This is a genomic window from Enterobacter sp. Lyrl_3 (assembly GCF_051948675.1).
GTDB lineage: Bacteria > Pseudomonadota > Gammaproteobacteria > Enterobacterales > Enterobacteriaceae > Enterobacter > Enterobacter cloacae.
The window spans coordinates 65139-83954 of record NZ_JAYJLI010000005.1; the positions used below are offsets into that span (position 1 = coordinate 65139).

The following is an 18816-nucleotide window of genomic DNA, read 5'->3' on the forward strand; positions in this document are numbered from 1 at the left end:
TTACGCTCCGGATAGTTTTCTAAAGAGAGAACGCACCCATTCACGGTGCAGACTCAGCGAACGTCCCATCACCACCACAACCAACAGCGCCCCTGACAGCGCGCTCGACACCTGGTTGGGGATGCCGACCATCTGTAACCCCTGCTGCAGGTACCCCACCAGCAGCGCTGCCAGTGCCGTACCGATAACCGAACCTGACCCGCCATAAATATTCGCCCCGCCGAGTACGGCAGCGGTGAGGGCTGGCATCAGCAGATCGCGCCCCAGATCCGAGCGCGCGGAACCGAAATAGGAGACCATCACCAGCGCGGCAATGGCCGAGGCGACGCCCACCAGGCCATACAGCGCGTAGGGCATGCCGTTAACCGACAGCGCCGCATAGCGCGCGGCGCGCGGGTTCTGGCCGATTAAGAACAGATGCCGCCCAAAGCGCCCGCGGTGGGTAATCAGCCAGAAGAAGAGCGTAATGAGCGCAAACAGCACCAGCGGAACGGGCAGACCTGACACGGTCAGGTTAGCGAACGCGGTAAAACTGTCCGGGAAGCCGCCGATGCCCTCATAGCCCGTCGCGCCCGCCATGCCGGAGAGCAGCAGCGCCCCGCCGCCGTAGAGGTAGAGCGTGCCGAGAGTGATAACTAAAGGGCTGATACCCGTGTAGTGGATCAGCGCCGCATTCACCAGCCCGCACAGCAGGCCCAGCAGCAGCGTCAGAGGAATGGCGACCGCCATCGGCCAGCCCGATTGCATCATCACCCCCAGCGCAATGGCGCACAGGCCAATGGTTGAACCGAGGGAGATATCGATCCCGCCGCTGATAATCACCAGCGTCAGCGGCAGCGCCACAATGCCGATGCAGATAAAATCGCTGGTGCTGAACAGCAGCATGTTGATGTCGAGCATCCGCGGGTTGATGGCGCCAAAGAGCAGGATCTCCAGCACCAGTAAGATCAGCAGCGCGCTTTCCCAGTTAAGCTTCATTTACGCCACCTCTTTTTTGCGTTTGGGAAATGGGGTGACGTGCTTTCCCCCTCTGTTACCCGGCTGGAAGCGACCGTATTTCAGCGCCCGCTGATGATGCGCCAGCGCCTGGCGCAGACGCCCGTCGAGCACCAGCACGCCCAGCAGCACCAGCCCGGCGATAAAGTCATTCCACCACGCCGGGAGCTTAAACAGCACCAGTACGGTGTCGATTTGCGTCAGGAAAAAGGCCCCAAGCAGTGCGCCAATCAGCGTGCCCGTCCCGCCCAGCAGCGAAATGCCGCCGAGCACACAGGCGGCGATGGCTTTCATCTCCAGCCCGCTCCCGGTCTGGTTTGGCACAAAGCCAATCTGCGCGGCAAAGACAATCCCGGCGCAGGCCGCCAGCATGCCATTGAGAGTAAAGGCGATCATCCGCGTGCGGTTGACCGCCACGCCCAGCTGGCGCGCGGCGGCAAGGTTATCGCCCACGGCATAGAAATCGCGTCCGAACGCGGTGCGCGAGAGTGTCCATGCGCCGACGGCGGCCAAAAACAGCACCACCATGCCGAGCGGCGAAATGCCCACGGCTACGGGTTCAGAAAGGGATTTCAGCCCCGGCGGTAACCCTTCAATCCACTTTCCACCGGTCCAGAGCAGCATCGCCCCGCGATACAGCCCCAGCGTGCCGAGGGTGGCGACAATCGCCGGGATGCGCAGCGCCACCACCAGCAACCCGTTGAACGCCCCTGCCAGCGCGCCGACAGACAGCGCGAACAGCATCGACACCGGCAGGCTGTAGCCATTGTTCAGCGCCACGCCGACGGCGATGGCGGAGAGCCCCACGGTGGAGCCCACGGAGACGTCAATATTGCGGGTCAGCATCACCAGCGCGGCGCCAAGCGCCAGCAGGATCAGGATTTGCGCGCTGGCGAAGATCATCCCCAGCGTCTGAAGGCTCAGGTACGCCGGATTAAGCGCCACCAGCACGGCAAACAGCGCCAGAATGGCGAGAAACGCGCTCAGCTCGCGGTTTTTCAGTAACGTCTTCATGATTGTCCTCCGAACGCCAGCGCCATCATCCGATCGAGGCTGACGGCATGGCGCGGCAACTCGCCGCTGAGCACGCCCTGGTGCATGACCAGCACGCGATCGGCAAGGCCAGGAAACTCATCGAGATCGCTTGAGATCATCAGCACTGCCACATTCTGCGCGGCCACGCTTTTGATGAGCTGGTAGATATCGGCACGTGCCGACACGTCCACGCCACGCGTCGGTTCATCGACGATCAGCAGTAACGGGTTGGCTTCCAGACAGCGGGCCAGCAGCACTTTCTGCTGATTCCCGCCGGAGAGGGTGCGCACGGTTTGATCCGCATGGTTGAGTTTGATCCCCAACGCCCGATGGTAACGCTCCACCACCGCGGACTCCCGCTTGCGCTGCTGCCAGAGAGACGGCTCGTTCAGCGCCACGGTGTTCCAGCGGATGGGTGCATCCAGGAACAGGCCGGACACCTGCCTGTCTTCCGGCAGATAAACCAGGCCTTTGTCCAGCCGGGCGCCCACGCTCTCGTGAGTGATCTCCTGATTCTCCAGCCAGACCCGTCCCCCACGCACCGGACGCAGGCCGTAGAGCGTCTCGGCAAATTCGGTGCGCCCGGATCCGACCAGCCCGGCCAGACCGACGATCTCGCCTGCGTAGATCTCAAGCGAGAGATCGATAAACCCCTCCCCGGTAAGATCGTCCACGCGCAATACCGGAAAATCCTGCGGCTGGGTGCGACGGTTTCCCGGCAGCGCCAGCCAGAGTTTTTGCGCATCGCTTAAGCCTTTCTCCCGGCTCACCGGCGTCATGGCGGTAATCAGCGCGTTATCGTCGAACTGCGCGGTTTCCCCGCTGAGCACTACGGCACCGTCGCGCATCACCGAGACGTGGCTTGCCAGCTGGCGGATCTCCGGCAATTTATGCGAGATAAAGACGATGCCGACGCCCAGATCCTGCAGGGCGCGGATCTGGCGAAACAGACGTTCGGTTTCACCCGGCGTAAGGGAGGCCGTGGGCTCGTCGAGGATCAGGATCGTCGCGTTACGCATCAGACCGCGCAGGATCTCCACCATCTGCTGATCCGCCACTTCCAGCGTGCTGGCGGTGGCATCGAGATTTAGCTGGCACTGCAGCTGCTGCAGCTTCTCCGTCAGCCGATTCTCTCTTTCCCGTTCACGCGGCAGGCGGAAAAGGATGTTTTCCCGCACCGTCAGATTGGGGAACAGGAGCGGTTCCTGAGGCACCAGATAGATACCTAACTTATGGGCCTGCACGGGCGTGAGCCGCGCATATGAATGACCTGCTACGGAAAGTTCACCGCTGTCCGGCGTCTCCACCCCGGCGATGATCTTCATCAGCGTCGATTTACCCGCGCCGTTCCCGCCCATCAGCGCATGCACCTGGCCCGCAAGCAGCGTGAAATCAATGCCTTTCAAAACCGGCACCCCGGAAAACTGCTTGCAGATGGCTCGTGCTTCGATAAGTGGGGTCATCATCGCTCCGCTATTGAACAAATGATTTTTAGATTTAATAATGTTCAAAAGCGTAGACGGTGAACTATATTTACAACCGTGCAGGGATCACAGTTTTATCGATTAAGATCCATCTGAGAAAGAAACTATCTAAATGATCCGTTTTGCCGCGTAGCTCACACTTTCGACCTGCGCCGTCACGAACATATGATCTAAATTTTTATAAGAGTTCAATTATGAGCGATAAACGCACTGCGGAAGAAGGTCGGTTTGCCGGGCTGGCACTGGCGGAAGAGGAGCTGGTTGCCCGCGTGGCCTGGTGTTACTACCACGACGGATTGACGCAAAACGACATTGGCGAACGGCTCGGCCTGCCGCGCCTGAAAATCTCTCGCCTGCTGGAGAAAGGTCGCCAGTCAGGGGTGATCCGCGTGCAGATCAACTCCCGCTATGAGGGCTGTCTGGCACTGGAAACCGAACTGCAGCAGCGCTTTGGGCTAAAGCTGGTGCGCGTGCTGCCAGCACTGAATACCCCGCCAATGAACGTGCGGTTAGGCATTGGTGCCGCGCAGTCGTTAATGGGCGTGCTGGAACCCGGCCAGCTGTTAGCGGTGGGATTTGGTGAAACCACCATGAGCAGCCTGCAACATTTAAGCGGCTTTATCAGCTCGCAGCAGATCCGCCTGGTGACGCTCTCCGGCGGCGTGGGGCCCTATATGACCGGTATCGGCCAGCTGGACGCGGCATGCAGCGTCAGCATGATCCCCGCCCCGCTTCGCGTCTCCTCCGCCGAGGTGGCCGGGATCTTAAAACGTGAAACCAGCGTACGGGACGTGATCCTCGCCGCAACGGCCGCCGACGTGGCGGTGGTGGGGATTGGGTCCGTGAACCAGCGTCGTGATGCAACGATATTGCGCTCAGGCTACATCAGCGAAGGTGAACAGCTGATGTATGCCCGTAAAGGGGCCGTCGGCGACATTCTCGGTTATTTCCTCACTGCCGAAGGAGAGTGCGTTGAGGAGCTGGAGATCCACAAAGAACTGCTGGGCGTCACGCTTGATGAACTGGCGCAGTTACCTACCATCGTCGGCGTGGCTGGCGGTGTTGAGAAAGCCGATGCGATTTACGCCGCACTGAAAGGTCGCCGTATCAATGGCCTGGTGACGGAAGAGACAACAGCCCGCGCGGTGCTGGCCCTGACGTAACGGGGTAAGCCCTGCGCTAACAACGAGGCAAACTCATGAGTTACCTTTTAGCGTTAGATGCAGGGACAGGCAGCGTGCGTGCCGTTATTTTCGATCTGCTGGGCAACCAGGTTGCCGTGGGTCAGGCCGAGTGGCAGCACCTGAGCGTGGAAAATGTGCCGGGCTCGATGGAGTTCGACCTCAATACCAACTGGCGGCTCACCTGCCAGTGCATCCACCAGGCGCTGGATCGCGCGCACCTGAGCGCGGCGGATATCCAGTCCGTCGCCTGCTGCTCCATGCGCGAAGGGATTGTTCTGTATGACCGCAACGGTGAGGCCATCTGGGCCTGCGCCAACGTCGACGCCCGCGCCAGCCGCGAGGTGGCCGAACTCAAAGAGATCCACGACAACCAGTTTGAATCCGAAGTGTACGACGTTTCCGGCCAGACCCTGGCCCTGAGCGCCATGCCGCGTCTGCTGTGGCTGGCGCACCATCGCCCGGATATCTATCGCAAGGCTGCCACTATTACCATGATCAGCGACTGGCTGGCGGCGAAGCTCTCCGGCGAGCTGGCGGTCGATCCATCAAATGCGGGCACTACGGGGATGCTGGATCTCTTCTCCCGCGACTGGCGGCCAGCACTGCTGGATATGGCCGGGCTGCGCGCCGATATCCTATCTCCGGTGAAAGAGACCGGCACCGTGCTGGGCGCTATCACTAAAGAGGCCGCGCAGCAGAGCGGCCTGCGTGAAGGCACCCCTGTGGTGATGGGCGGAGGCGACGTGCAGCTGGGCTGTCTGGGGCTGGGCGTGGTCCGCGCCGGGCAAACGGCGGTGCTGGGTGGTACCTTCTGGCAGCAGGTGGTCAATCTGCCGCAGGTGCGCACCGATCCTGAGATGAATATTCGCGTAAACCCACACGTCATCCCCGGTATGGCGCAGGCGGAGTCGATCAGCTTCTTCACCGGCCTGACCATGCGCTGGTTCCGCGACGCCTTCTGCGCAGAAGAGAAGCTGATCGCCGAACGTATGGGGATGGACACCTATTCCCTGCTCGAGGAGATGGCGAGCCGGGTGCCCGCGGGTTCGCATGGCGTGATGCCCATCTTCTCCGACGCGATGCATTTTAAGCAGTGGTACCACGCCGCCCCGTCGTTTATTAACCTCTCCATCGACCCGGAAAAGTGCAACAAAGCGACGCTGTTCCGCGCGCTGGAAGAGAACGCGGCGATTGTCTCGGCCTGCAACCTGGCGCAAATCTCACGTTTCTCCGGCGTTAACTTCGAGAGCCTGGTGTTTGCCGGAGGCGGTTCGAAGGGGGCGCTATGGAGCCAGATTTTAAGTGACGTCACCGGTTTGCCGGTGCGCGTACCGGAAGTGAAAGAGGCGACGGCGCTGGGTTGCGCCATTGCCGCCGGAGCCGGGGCCGGACTGTTTGCGGATATGGCCACCACCGGCGAGCGGCTGGTGAAATGGAGCCGCGAGTTTACCCCGAACCCGCAGCACCGGGCGCTGTACGATGGCATGATGCAGAAGTGGCAGGCGGTGTACGCCGACCAGCTCGGTCTGGTGGACAGCGGGCTGACGACGTCAATGTGGCAGGCACCGGGGCTGGTGCGTTCCCCCTCACCCCGCCCCTCTCCCTAAGGGAGAGGGAGATTAAGTCCCCTCTCCCTGTGGGAGAGGGTTAGGGTGAGGGCATCAGGCCACACCAATATTTGAATCCCATCACAATCACTGCATTCCCCTTTTCCCTTTTACTTTCTGCTGGCTAAATTAGTAACTCATCCGACCACATAACAATAATTTTACACTGGAAGAGACTATGAGCCGCTACCCGTCGCTATTCGCCCCCCTCGATCTGGGGTTCACAACGCTCAAAAACCGCGTGTTGATGGGCTCAATGCACACCGGGCTGGAGGAGCATCCGGACGGGGCCGAGCGTCTGGCGGCCTTTTATGCCGAACGCGCGCGCCACGGGGTGGCGCTGATCGTCACCGGGGGGGTGGCTCCCGCGCCATCAGGCGTGGGTATGGAAGGCGGAGCGGTGCTTAACGATGCGTCACAACTGCCGCACCATCGCATTGTGACCGATGCCGTTCACAGCGAAGGCGGTAAAATTGCCCTGCAAATCCTGCATACCGGGCGTTATAGCTATCAGCCCAATCTGGTGGCACCGTCGGCCATTCAGGCACCGATTAACCGCTTCAAGCCGCATGCCCTCAGCCACGATGAAGTGCTGGCGCTGATTGACGACTTCGCCCGCTGTGCGGCGCTGGCGCGTGAAGCGGGCTATGACGGCGTCGAGGTAATGGGCTCCGAGGGCTATCTGATTAACGAATTCCTCGCCGCCCGCACTAACCAGCGTGACGACGAATGGGGTGGCGATTATGCGCGACGTATGCGCTTTGCCGTCGAAGTGGTACGCGCCGTGCGCGAACGTGCGGGCGCTGACTTTATTATCATCTTCCGCCTGTCGATGCTGGATCTGGTGGAAGGCGGCGGGACGTTTGACGAGACCGTCCAGCTGGCGCAGGCGATTGAAGCCGCCGGTGCCACCCTCATCAATACCGGGATTGGCTGGCACGAGGCGCGTATCCCGACTATCGCCACGCCGGTACCGCGCGCGGCATTCACCTGGGTTACGCGCAAGCTGAAAGGCAAAGTGTCTGTTCCGCTCGTGACCACTAACCGTATTAACGATCCGCAGGTGGCGGATGATGTCATCTCACGCGGCGATGCCGATATGGTGTCGATGGCGCGTCCGTTCCTGGCAGATGCAGAACTGCTTTCCAAAGCGCAAAGCGGGCGGGCGGATGAGATCAACACCTGCATCGGCTGTAATCAGGCCTGTCTGGATCAGATCTTCGTCGGGAAAGTGACCTCCTGCCTGGTTAACCCCCGCGCCTGCCATGAAACCAAAATGCCGGTGCTCCCGGTAGACAAATCAAAACGCCTGGCGGTTGTTGGAGCGGGCCCCGCGGGGCTGGCGTTTGCGGTAAATGCGGCGTCGCGCGGGCACAGCGTGACGCTGTTCGATGCCGCAGGTGAAATTGGCGGGCAGTTTAATATTGCCAAACAGATCCCCGGCAAAGAGGAGTTCTATGAAACGCTGCGCTACTACCGCCGGATGATCGAACTCACGGGTGTGGATCTGCGGCTCAACCAGTGGGTAAGTGCGCCAGATCTGCTGGATTACGACGAGGTGATCCTGGCAAGTGGGATCGCCCCGCGCACGCCTGCGATCGAGGGTATCGATCATCCTAAGGTGCTAAGCTATCTCGATGTGCTGCGCGATAAAGCGCCGGTTGGGGAAAACGTGGCCATTATCGGCTGCGGTGGGATCGGCTTTGATACCGCCATGTATTTAAGCCAGCCGGGCGAGGCCACCAGCCAGAACATTGCCGAATTTTGCGTGGAATGGGGCATCGACACCAGCCTGAGCCAGTCCGGCGGCCTGCGTCCGGAAGGGCCACAGCTGCCGAAAAGCCCACGGCAGATCGTCATGCTGCAGCGCAAAGCAAGTAAGCCGGGTGAAGGACTGGGGAAAACAACCGGCTGGATCCACCGCGCCACCCTGCTTTCGCGCGGCGTGAAGATGATCCCGGCGGTGAGCTATCAGAAGATCGACGACGACGGCCTGCACGTCACGATCGGCGGTGAGCCACAGCTGCTGCGCGTGGATCATGTGATTTTATGTGCCGGGCAGGAGCCAAAGCGCGATCTGGCGGATCCGCTGCGTGAGGCAGGTAAAACGGTGCATTTGATCGGCGGATGCGATGTGGCAATGGAGCTGGATGCGCGGCGGGCCATTGCGCAGGGCACCCAGCTTGCACTGGTTATTTAGCGACGACGTCCCAGCTTCACCGCTTTCAGCACCACGAACTTGTTGTTGGTGGCGATGGTGACGCAGTTACCGAAAATCTTCTTCAGCTTGTGGAAGTAGTCCAGGTGACGGTTCGCCACAATATACAGCTCGCCGTTGATTTTCAGGCAGCGGCGCGCATGGTGGAACATCTCCCACGCGACGTTATCCGTCAGGGCGTGCTTCTGGTGGAACGGTGGGTTGCAGAATACGGCGTTGAAGCGGAAAGGCTCTACGCCGGACAGCGCGTTATTGATCATAAACTCACAGCGATCCAGCGCCTCTGGCATGTTGGTTTCCACGTTCAGACGGCTCGAGGCTACCGCCATTGGCGATTCGTCGCTGAAGACCACGCTGGCTTGTGGGTTCTTTGCCAGCAGCGTCAGGCCAATCACGCCGTTACCGCAGCCGAGATCCACAATCTCCCCTTCCAGATTTTCCGGCAGATGTTCAATAAAGAAACGTGCGCCGATATCAAGGCCGGTACGTGAGAAGACGTTCGCATGGTTGTGGATGGTCCAGTCGGTGCCTTCCATCTTCCAGCTCAGCGTCTCTGGCGCGTCAGCCAGTTCCGGTGCGCTGAAGGTACAGTTGATCAGGCGCGCTTTTTTCCAGGCCAGCGTCGTGGTGGTCGGGCCCAGCACTTTCTCGAACAGCTCCAGCGTTGAGGTATGAATATCACGCGCCTTCGCGCCCGCGATGATGCGCGTCTCTGGCGTGACGACTTTCCGTAATGCACGCAGTTGCTGCTCCAGCAACGCCATGGTTTTTGGCACTTTGATCAGCACCACGCCCGGCGCCTGCGGGTAGTCTGCGGTGCTGTCGAGGAACTTCACGCTGGATTCATCGAGATCGTTGTGACGCAGGTTTTCACGCGTCGCCAGCTCGCTTAAGTATGAATCGCCAATGCTGTAAGGCGTGTGCGCCGCCAGGGCGCAGCCCAGCGCTCCGAAGGCATCATTCAGGATCAGAACCGGGCCGCGAATTTCAGTGTCATCCAACTGTTGCAGCAGATATTCATCCGCCGCTTCCCACGCCTGAAGCGGGTTAACGTCGTCCGTCTCCGGGAAACGTTTAAGGTTGAGTGAACGGAAACCGTTGTCTAAGTGGCTCATCGGCCCTCCTGAATGGTAAAATTTGGCGTTATCCCTGAAAAGGGTGCGTGAGTATACCCGTTTTCAACTTATTTTGGGGTTTTGATGAACCAGCTGACTTATCTCCAGGGCTACCCGGAGCATTTGCTCTCCCAGGTACGCACGTTAATTGCCGAGCAAAAACTGGGGGCGGTGCTGGAAAAACGTTATCCCGGCACGCACGATGTCGCGACCGATAAGGCCCTCTGGCAGTATACGCAGGATCTCAAAAACCGGTATCTGAAGAGTGCCCCACCCATCAATAAAGTGATGTACGACAACAAGATCCACGTGCTGAAAAACGCGCTCGGCCTGCATACGGCCATTTCACGCGTACAGGGCGGTAAGCTAAAAGCAAAAGCCGAGATCCGCGTCGCCACCGTCTTTCGCAACGCACCGGAAGCCTTTCTGCGGATGATCGTGGTGCACGAGCTGGCGCACCTGAAGGAAAAAGAGCATGACAAGGCGTTCTATTCCCTGTGCTGCCATATGGAGCCACAGTACCATCAGCTGGAGTTTGATACCCGTTTGTGGCTTACGCATTTATCGTTAAAGAGTAATGCGCAGTAGCGCACTGGTTTTGCAACAATCACGTGCTACAGTGGCTAAAGGTTCCCCGCTATGGAGTACGTAAACGTTTATGATACGTTTCGCAGTCATTGGTACGAACTGGATCACGCGCCAGTTCGTCGACGCCGCCCACGAAACCGGCAAACTTAAGCTCACCGCCGTCTATTCCCGCAGCCTTGAACAGGCGCAGGCCTTCGCGAACGATTATCTGGTTGAACATCTGTTCACCTCGCTTGATGAGATGGCGCAAAGCGACGCCATTGACGCGGTCTATATCGCCAGCCCGAACGCCCTGCACTTCCCGCAAACCCGGCTCTTCCTCAGCCACAAAAAACATGTCATTTGCGAGAAGCCGTTGGCCTCGAATATCGAGGAAGTGGAAGCCGCCATTCAGTGCGCCCGCGACAACCAGGTGGTGCTGTTCGAAGCGTTCAAAACCGCCAGCCTGCCGAACTTCCTGCTGCTACAGCAGTCTTTGCCGAAGGTGGGCAAAGTGCGCAAAGCCTTTATTAACTACTGCCAGTACTCGTCGCGCTACCAGCGTTATCTGGACGGCGAAAACCCGAACACCTTTAATCCGGCCTTCTCCAACGGCTCGATTATGGACATCGGTTTCTATTGTCTGGCCTCTGCGGTTGCCCTGTGGGGCGAGCCGCACGGCGTAACGGCCACTGCCAGCCTGCTGGAGAGCGGTGTGGATGCGCACGGTGTCGTGGTGCTGGATTACGGTGATTTCAGCGTCACGCTGCAGCACTCCAAAGTGAGTGACTCCGTCCTGCCAAGTGAAATTCAGGGTGAAAACGGATCGCTGGTTATCGAGAAGATCTCCGAATGCCAGAAGCTGAGCTTTGTGCCACGCGGCGGTAAAGCGCAGGAGCTGACGCAGCCTCAGCATATTAACACTATGCTCTATGAGGCAGAGGTCTTCGCCCGTCTGGTGGAAGACAACGAAGTGAATCACCCGGGGCTTGCGATAAGCCGCACCACGGCGAAGCTGCAAACGGAAATCCGTCGCCAGACCGGCGTGGTTTTCCCGGCTGACGGCGTGAGCACAGAAGCTATCGCGTAAAGCTGTGTAATGAATGGCTGAGGACCATTGACGAAACTGATGGTCTGACATATTTTGTTACGAGCAAAGGGGAGTAACTTCCTTGCCGGTGGATCGTCATTACGATGCGTGCAAAACCGCATCCGGTCGCCGGGCAACCTTCGTGGTTGTAAGTGAGACCTTGCCGGAAGGCGAGGTCTATGCATAAAAAGCTAACGGCTATCGTCTTCTGACCATGGCCGTTTTTGTTTTTTATGTGTAAGGAAAATAGTATGCATTCTGTCGGCACTCCAATGTTGTGGGGCGGATTCGCGGTTGTCGTGCTCATCATGCTGGCAATCGACCTCTTTTTGCAGGGCCGTCGCGGCGAGCACGGTATGAGCGTCAAGCAAGCCGCCGTCTGGTCGCTGGTGTGGGTATCCCTCTCACTCCTTTTCTGCGCCGCCTTCTGGTGGTATCTGGCCTCGACCGAAGGCCGTGCGGTGGCTGATCCTCAGGCGCTCGCCTTCCTCACCGGTTATCTGATTGAAAAAGCGCTGGCGGTTGATAACGTCTTCGTCTGGCTGATGCTGTTCAGCTACTTTGCCGTGCCTGCTGCCCTGCAGCGTCGCGTGCTGGTTTACGGCGTGCTGGGGGCAATCGTCCTGCGTACCATCATGATCTTCGCCGGAAGCTGGCTGATAACCCAGTTCGAATGGCTGCTGTACGTCTTTGGCGCGTTCCTGCTGTTCACTGGGGTTAAAATGGCGCTGGCGAAAGAAGACGAAACCGGTATTGGTGATAAGCCGCTGGTGAAGTGGATCCGTGGTCATCTGCGCATGACGGACAAAATCGAGAGCGAGCATTTCTTTGTCCGCAAGAATGGCCTGCTGTTCGCCACCCCGCTGCTGCTGGTGCTGATTCTGGTGGAGCTGAGCGATGTGATCTTCGCCGTGGACAGTATCCCGGCTATCTTCGCCGTCACTACCGACCCGTTCATTGTGCTGACCTCTAACCTGTTCGCTATTCTCGGTCTGCGTGCGATGTATTTCCTGCTGGCAGGCGCGGCTGAGCGCTTCTCAATGCTGAAGTACGGTCTGTCGGTGATCCTGGTGTTTATCGGTATCAAGATGCTGATTGTCGATTTCTACCATATCCCGATTGCCATCTCGCTCGGCGTGGTGTTTGGCATTCTGCTGGTAACGCTGATTATCAATACCTGGGTTAACCGCCAGCACGATAAAAAGCAGCAGGCGTAGTGCGTTTTGCCGGGTGGCGCAGCGCCACCCGGCACTTTCGTTAATCAATAGTTAAAAAACATGACGCAACACGTAAAATCCAGCATTTTACTCTTCCGCCTTTCCTCGCTTTCCCTGATACTCAACCAGGCAAACAAATACTTACATCCGGACATAAATGTGCCTTAGAGCACAGCCAGGATGGAACGCAATTTCACTCAGGAATAACGTATGAGCACACAATCACGCGGTCTGTTCGCGCGCCTGGCGCAGGGCAGCCTTGTAAAACAAATTCTGGTCGGGTTGGTACTGGGTATTCTGCTGGCTATGGTGTCAAAACCTGCTGCAGAAGCCACGGGGCTGCTTGGAACCCTTTTCGTTGGCGCACTGAAAGCCGTGGCACCGGTACTGGTTCTGATGCTGGTCATGGCGTCGATTGCCAACCACCAACACGGACAAAAAACCAACATTCGGCCGATCCTCTTCCTGTATCTTCTGGGCACCTTCTCCGCTGCCTTAACCGCCGTGGTATTTAGCTTCCTGTTCCCGTCTACGCTGCACCTGACCAGCGCGGCCGGTGATGTCACGCCGCCATCCGGGATTGTGGAAGTGCTGCGTGGCCTGCTGATGAGCATGGTCTCTAACCCAATCACGGCGCTGATGAACGCAAACTACATTGGCATCCTGGTCTGGGCAATTGGGCTGGGCTTCGCGCTGCGTCATGGTAATGAGACCACGAAAAACCTGGTTAACGATGTCTCGAACGCCGTGACCTTCATGGTGAAAATCGTTATTCGCTTCGCCCCAATCGGTATTTTTGGTCTGGTCTCCTCTACGCTGGCAACCACCGGTTTTGACGCGCTGTGGGGCTACGCACAGCTGCTGATGGTCCTGGTTGGCTGCATGCTGCTGGTGGCGCTGGTAGTTAACCCCCTGCTGGTGTTCTGGCAGATCCGCCGCAACCCGTATCCACTGGTAATGACCTGCCTGCGCGAGAGCGGCGTGTACGCCTTCTTTACCCGCAGCTCTGCAGCTAACATTCCGGTTAACATGGCGCTGGCGGAAAAACTGAATCTGGATCGTGATACTTACTCCGTGTCTATCCCGCTGGGTGCAACCGTGAACATGGCGGGCGCGGCGATCACCGTCACCGTGCTGACCCTGGCGGCAGTGCATACGCTGGGTATCGCGGTGGATCTGCCTACGGCGCTGCTGTTGAGCGTGGTGGCCTCGCTGTGTGCCTGTGGCGCATCCGGCGTGGCGGGCGGCTCTCTGCTGTTGATCCCGCTGGCGTGCAATATGTTTGGTATCCCGAACGAAATTGCCATGCAGGTGGTCGCAGTCGGCTTCATTATCGGTGTGCTGCAGGATTCCTGTGAGACGGCGCTGAACTCTTCTACCGACGTGCTGTTCACCGCTGCGGCCTGTCAGGCGGAAGATGCGCGTTTAGCGAAGAACGCATTACGAGGTTAACAGCAAAACGGCAACCCTGAGGTTGCCGTTTTTAGTGTTTGTCCCCTCTCCCGTGGGAGAGGGTCAGTGTGAGGGCACCAGCCCGCACCCAACTTACAACGTCACCCCACTCTTAAAGATCGCCAGCTCGCGGAAGTCGTTTTTCTCGTTGCAGGTCTGCTTGCCGTTGGCAAACGCCACGATAGTATCCACAAACTCCGTCAACAGTTGCGGCATTTCTTTACCGTGAATGAGCTGACCGGCATCAAAGTCGATCCAGTGCTTTTTCTTCGCCGCCAGTTCACTGTTGGTGGCAATTTTGACCGTCGGGACAAACCCGCCGTACGGCGTACCGCGGCCGGTGCTGAACAGCACCATGTGGCAGCCGGCACCGGCCAGCGCGCTGGTGGCAACCGCATCGTTCCCCGGGGCGCTCAGCAGGTTCAGACCGTGGGTTTTCAGGCGTTCGCCGTAGCGCAGGACATCCACCACCTGGCTGGCGCCCGCTTTCTGGGTGCAACCCAGTGACTTCTCTTCAAGCGTGGTGATCCCACCCGCTTTGTTACCCGGCGACGGGTTCTCATAAATCGGCTGGTTATGAGCGATGAAGTACTGTTTGAAATCATTCACCATGGTGACCGTTTTCTCAAACGTCGCTTTATCACGGCAGTGGCTCATCAGGATACGCTCGGCACCAAACATCTCCGGCACTTCCGTCAGCACCGTCGTTCCCCCGTTGGCGATCACATAGTCCGAGAAGCGGCCCAGCATCGGGTTCGCGGTGATGCCGGAAAGACCGTCCGAGCCACCACACTCCAGCCCAAACTTAAGCTCGCTCAGCTTGCCCGGCTCACGTTTATCGTGGCGCATCGCCTCATACAGCTGGTGCAGTTGCTCAACGCCCGCTTCCACTTCATCATCCTGATGCTGACACACCATAAAGTGCACGCGCTCAGGGTCAAACTCGCCCAGCGTCTCCCGGAAGGCATCCACCTGGTTGTTCTCGCAGCCCAGGCCAATCACCAGCACCGCCCCCGCGTTCGGATGACACACCATATTTTGCAGCATGGTACGGGTGTTGATGTGATCGTCACCCAGCTGTGAACAGCCGTAGGTGTGGCTGAACAGGTGCACGCCGTCAATGCCTTCGGCATCGTGAGTCTCTTTCAGGAAACGCGTCTGGATTTGACGCGCGATCCCATTCACGCAACCGACGGTCGGGAGGATCCAGAGTTCGTTGCGGATCCCTACCTCACCGTTGGCGCGGCGGTAGATCTGCACCTCACGATCCGCCGCCTGCTCCTCTTGCGCATGGAAATCAGGTTGATAGCTGTACTCGTCCAGATCGCTCAGATTGGTGCGGGTATTGTGGGAATGAATGTATTCACCCGGCGCAATATCCGCCAGCGCATGGCCAATCGGTAAACCGTACTTCACCACGTTCTCCCCTTTCATAATGGGGATCAGGGCAAACTTATGTCCACGTCCAATGGCCTGGCGCAACGTGACCGATTGATTACCGAAAGTGACCTCTGTTCCTTCGGTCAGATCTGCCAGCGCGACGCCGACGTTATCCAGCGAATGGATTTTGATGTAGTGCATATCAACCTCAAACGGGCTTAGTTCAGTTCAATGGCGAAGTAGTCACGCGCATTGTTAAAGCAGATGTTTCTCACCATCTCGCCAAGCAGCTGGATATCCGCCGGTGCTTCGCCCGCGTGCACCCAGCGGCCAATCATCTGGCACAGAATGCGGCGGAAGTATTCGTGGCGGGTGTAGGAGAGGAAACTGCGGCTGTCGGTCAGCATGCCGACAAAGCGGCTTAACAGACCCAACTGCGCCAGTTGCGTCATCTGACGCTCCATGCCATCTTTCTGGTCATTGAACCACCAGCCGGAGCCGAACTGCATCTTGCCCGGCATCCCTTCCCCCTGGAAGTTGCCGATCATGGTGCCCAGCACTTCGTTATCGCGCGGGTTCAGGCAGTAGAGGATGGTTTTGGGCAGCAGGTTTTGCTCGTTCTGTTTGCTCAGCAGTTTAGAGAGCGCTTCGGCCAGCGGACGGTCGTTGATGGAGTCAAAGCCCACGTCCGCGCCCAGCAGTTTGAACTGACGCTGGTTGTTATTACGCAGCGCGCCAATGTGGTACTGCTGCACCCAGCCGCGACGGGCATATTCAGCGCCAAGGAAGACCAGTACCGCAGTTTTGAACTGGGCGACTTCATGCTCGCTCAGGGCTTCACCGGAGAGACGGCGCGCCAGAATGCTATCCAGCTCGGCTTCGTTAGATTCTGCAAACAGCACCACGTCCAGCGCATGGTCAGAGACTTTACAGCCGTGTGCCGCAAAGTGATCCAGACGTTTGATCAGCGCACTCTGCAGGTCCGCAAAACGACGGATGTCGGTGTCAGAAACCTCGCCCAGCTTCGCCATATAGTCGCTAAAGGTGTCGAGTTCGATGTTAAAGGCTTTATCCGGACGCCAGCTTGGCAGCACTTTGATATCAAACGCGGTGTCTTTTGCAATGACCGCGTGATGTTCAAGCGAGTCGATCGGGTCGTCGGTGGTGCCCACCATCTTCACGTTCATCTGCTTCATGATGCCGCGCGCGGAGAAGTTATCCTGTGCCAGCAAGTCGTTGCACTGCTCCCAGATCTCATCCGCCGTAGCCGGTGAAAGCAGCTTACCGGTAATGCCAAACGGACGGCGCAGTTCGAGGTGCGTCCAGTGATAGAGCGGTTACCGATGGTCTGCGGCACGGTAGCCGCCCAGGCATCAAATTTCTCGCGGTCGCTTGCGTCGCCGGTACACAGGCGTTCAGCGACGCCGTTGGTGCGCATGGCGCGCCATTTATAGTGATCGCCCTTCAGCCAGATGTCATACAGGTTTTTAAAACGGTAATTGTCGGCAACCTGCTGCGGCGGTAAATGGCAGTGGTAATCAAAAATGGGCTGGTCTTTTGCGTAGTCGTGATACAGGCGGCGGGCAAATTCAGTGTCTAACAGAAAATCGTCGGTCATAAACGGTGTCATTATCGTCTTCCTCGTAACGGGAGCGGCAGAAAGCTTATGTTCAGATGCTGCAAAGTTATCACACCAATTTCCAGAGCCTGAGGTTTTTTTCGTGAGTTGGATCAATAAACCTGGACAAAAAAATTACCCCGAATGAGGTAAACCCTTCTGCAGACCGCGTCAGAACTGGCTTCGCCTGCGCCAGATAATGCCCCTACAAAGAATCATACATTTGTGATGTCACTCACCTTTTAAAGTTGTATGACAAGTTATCTTTTCGCCGTCGCAAACACGCAGCCGACGGAATGCATTACCGGTGTCAGACATCGGATTTAACGGTACGGAAACCGACTTATGCACGCTTATTTATGGCAAGGTTCGGGCCGTTCCGGGACGTTCTCCCGGTTACGCCCCTCCCGTTACACAGCCCTCCCCCAAACCGGTGAGAGGTTGCCGTGCCCTGGCACGGAAATAACATAACGATGAGGTTTTAGATGCGTAAAATTAAAGGGTTACGTTGGTATATGATCGCACTGGTGACGCTCGGCACCGTGCTGGGCTACCTCACGCGTAACACCGTGGCAGCCGCCGCGCCCACGTTGATGGAAGAGCTGCACATCTCCACGCAGCAATACTCCTACATCATTGCCGCCTACTCCGCGGCTTATACCATCATGCAGCCTGTTGCAGGCTATGTGCTGGACATTCTCGGTACCAAAATCGGTTATGCCTTCTTCGCCATCGCCTGGGCGGTGTTCTGCGGTGCAACGGCGCTGGCAGGCAGTTGGGGCGGCCTGGCGCTGGCACGCGGCGCGGTAGGTGCGGCGGAAGCGGCGATGATCCCGGCAGGGCTGAAAGCCAGCTCTGAGTGGTTCCCGGCAAAAGAGCGTTCCATTGCGGTCGGTTACTTCAACGTCGGCTCGTCCATCGGGGCGATGATTGCCCCCCCGCTGGTAGTGTGGGCCATCGTCATGCACAGCTGGCAGATGGCGTTTATTATCTCTGGCGTACTGAGCTTTGCCTGGGCCATGGCGTGGCTGGTGTTCTATAAACACCCGCGTGACCAGAAAAAACTGTCTGAAGAAGAACGCGAGTACATCATTGGCGGTCAGGAAGCGCAGCACCAGACTAACAACGGCAAAAAAATGTCCGTCTGGCAGATCCTGGGGACCCGTCAGTTCTGGGGTATCGCGCTGCCACGCTTCCTGGCTGAACCGGCCTGGGGCACCTTTAACGCCTGGATCCCACTGTTCATGTTTAAGGTCTATGGCTTTAACCTGAAAGAGATCGCCATGTTCGCCTGGATGCCCATGCTGTTCGCTGACCTGGGCTGTATCGTGGGTGGTTACCTGCCGCCGCTGTTCCAGCGCTGGTTTGGGGTGAACCTGATTGTTTCCCGTAAGATGGTCGTGACCATGGGCGCGCTGCTGATGATTGGCCCGGGGATGATCGGCCTGTTCACCAGCCCGTACGTGGCTATCGCCCTGCTGTGCATCGGTGGTTTTGCACACCAGTCGTTGTCCGGTGCGCTGATTACCCTCTCGTCTGACGTGTTTGGCCGTAACGAAGTGGCAACGGCCAACGGCCTGACCGGGATGGCCGCCTGGACCGCAAGTACCCTGTTTGCGCTGGTGGTGGGTGCGCTGGCGGATACCATCGGTTTCAGCCCGCTGTTTGCGGTACTGGCTATCTTCGACCTGATGGGGGCAGTCGTTATCTGGACGGTGCTGAAAAGCAAATCTGCCGACGAACTGGCGAAAGAGTCCCTCGGGGGACCGGCGACGCAGAGTTAGCATTGCTGTGCCGGGTGGCGCTGCGCTTACCCGAGCTATAAAACCAGCCGCCTCCGGGCGGCTTTTTTA

13 protein-coding genes and 1 pseudogene are annotated in these 18816 nt (G+C 58.3%); 8 read left to right on the plus strand and 6 right to left on the minus strand.

What is annotated here, in order from left to right; translation table 11 throughout:
* The 3 genes from lsrD to lsrA are packed head-to-tail and all read right to left on the minus strand — an operon-like array spanning position 1 to position 3494.
* Complete coding sequence (gene lsrD, locus VF709_RS12190) at positions 1-978, minus strand: autoinducer 2 ABC transporter permease LsrD (RefSeq protein ID WP_038985768.1); 978 nt, start codon at positions 976-978, stop codon at positions 1-3.
* Positions 979-2010 (minus strand): autoinducer 2 ABC transporter permease LsrC, encoded by a 1032-nt coding sequence (gene lsrC, locus VF709_RS12195; protein WP_130626654.1) that lies wholly within the window; start codon positions 2008-2010, stop codon positions 979-981.
* Positions 2007-3494 (minus strand): autoinducer 2 ABC transporter ATP-binding protein LsrA, encoded by a 1488-nt coding sequence (gene lsrA, locus VF709_RS12200; RefSeq protein ID WP_045293616.1) that lies wholly within the window; start codon positions 3492-3494, stop codon positions 2007-2009. Before lsrA ends, lsrC begins: the two co-directional genes overlap by 4 nt.
* Before the next feature lie 215 nt (positions 3495-3709).
* On the opposite strand from lsrA, the gene lsrR reads away from it, so the two are divergent.
* The 3 genes from lsrR (at position 3710) to VF709_RS12215 (ending at position 8506) form a co-directional block, all read left to right on the plus strand.
* Positions 3710-4678, plus strand: a complete 969-nt coding sequence (lsrR, locus tag VF709_RS12205; protein ID WP_013098851.1) for a transcriptional regulator LsrR — start codon at positions 3710-3712, stop codon at positions 4676-4678.
* A gap of 35 nt (positions 4679-4713) precedes the next feature.
* The gene (gene lsrK, locus VF709_RS12210; RefSeq protein ID WP_094084852.1) at positions 4714-6306 is read left to right on the plus strand and encodes an autoinducer-2 kinase; all 1593 of its coding nucleotides are present in this window, start codon (positions 4714-4716) and stop codon (positions 6304-6306) included.
* 178 nt (positions 6307-6484) lie between these two features.
* Positions 6485-8506: an NADPH-dependent 2,4-dienoyl-CoA reductase gene (locus VF709_RS12215; protein ID WP_013098853.1), complete on the plus strand. Its 2022-nt coding sequence runs from the start codon at positions 6485-6487 to the stop codon at positions 8504-8506.
* Here the strand turns inward: VF709_RS12215 and rlmG are convergent.
* Positions 8503-9639, minus strand: coding sequence for a 23S rRNA (guanine(1835)-N(2))-methyltransferase RlmG (gene rlmG / locus VF709_RS12220; protein WP_013098854.1), 1137 nt, complete (start codon positions 9637-9639; stop codon positions 8503-8505). The two genes, VF709_RS12215 and rlmG, sit on opposite strands and share 4 nt — an antisense overlap.
* Before the next feature lie 84 nt (positions 9640-9723).
* On the opposite strand from rlmG, the gene VF709_RS12225 reads away from it, so the two are divergent.
* The 4 genes from VF709_RS12225 to sstT all read left to right on the plus strand — a co-directional run bounded on the left by VF709_RS12225 (position 9724) and on the right by sstT (position 13965).
* On the plus strand, positions 9724-10227 hold the full coding sequence (locus VF709_RS12225; RefSeq protein ID WP_013098855.1) for a YgjP-like metallopeptidase domain-containing protein: 504 nt from the start codon (positions 9724-9726) through the stop codon (positions 10225-10227).
* A 70-nt stretch (positions 10228-10297) separates the two neighbouring features.
* Positions 10298-11296 carry a Gfo/Idh/MocA family protein gene (locus tag VF709_RS12230; RefSeq protein ID WP_013098856.1) on the plus strand — a complete coding sequence of 333 codons (999 nt, stop codon included), beginning with the start codon at positions 10298-10300 and terminating at the stop codon, positions 11294-11296.
* A gap of 251 nt (positions 11297-11547) precedes the next feature.
* Positions 11548-12513 (plus strand): TerC family protein, encoded by a 966-nt coding sequence (locus VF709_RS12235; RefSeq protein ID WP_013098857.1) that lies wholly within the window; start codon positions 11548-11550, stop codon positions 12511-12513.
* A 210-nt stretch (positions 12514-12723) separates the two neighbouring features.
* Positions 12724-13965 carry a serine/threonine transporter SstT gene (sstT, locus tag VF709_RS12240; RefSeq protein ID WP_038985779.1) on the plus strand — a complete coding sequence of 414 codons (1242 nt, stop codon included), beginning with the start codon at positions 12724-12726 and terminating at the stop codon, positions 13963-13965.
* A gap of 93 nt (positions 13966-14058) precedes the next feature.
* On the opposite strand, the gene VF709_RS12245 is transcribed toward sstT, so the two are convergent.
* Both VF709_RS12245 and uxaC read right to left on the minus strand, forming a co-directional pair.
* Positions 14059-15546 (minus strand): UxaA family hydrolase, encoded by a 1488-nt coding sequence (locus VF709_RS12245; RefSeq protein WP_149896661.1) that lies wholly within the window; start codon positions 15544-15546, stop codon positions 14059-14061.
* 17 nt (positions 15547-15563) lie between these two features.
* Positions 15564-16975 (minus strand): annotated as a pseudogene (gene uxaC, locus VF709_RS12250) (glucuronate isomerase).
* Between the two features lie 473 nt (positions 16976-17448).
* Between uxaC and VF709_RS12255 the strand changes: the two are divergent.
* Positions 17449-18747 (plus strand): MFS transporter, encoded by a 1299-nt coding sequence (locus VF709_RS12255; protein ID WP_013098861.1) that lies wholly within the window; start codon positions 17449-17451, stop codon positions 18745-18747.
* Positions 18748-18816 lie beyond the last annotated feature (69 nt).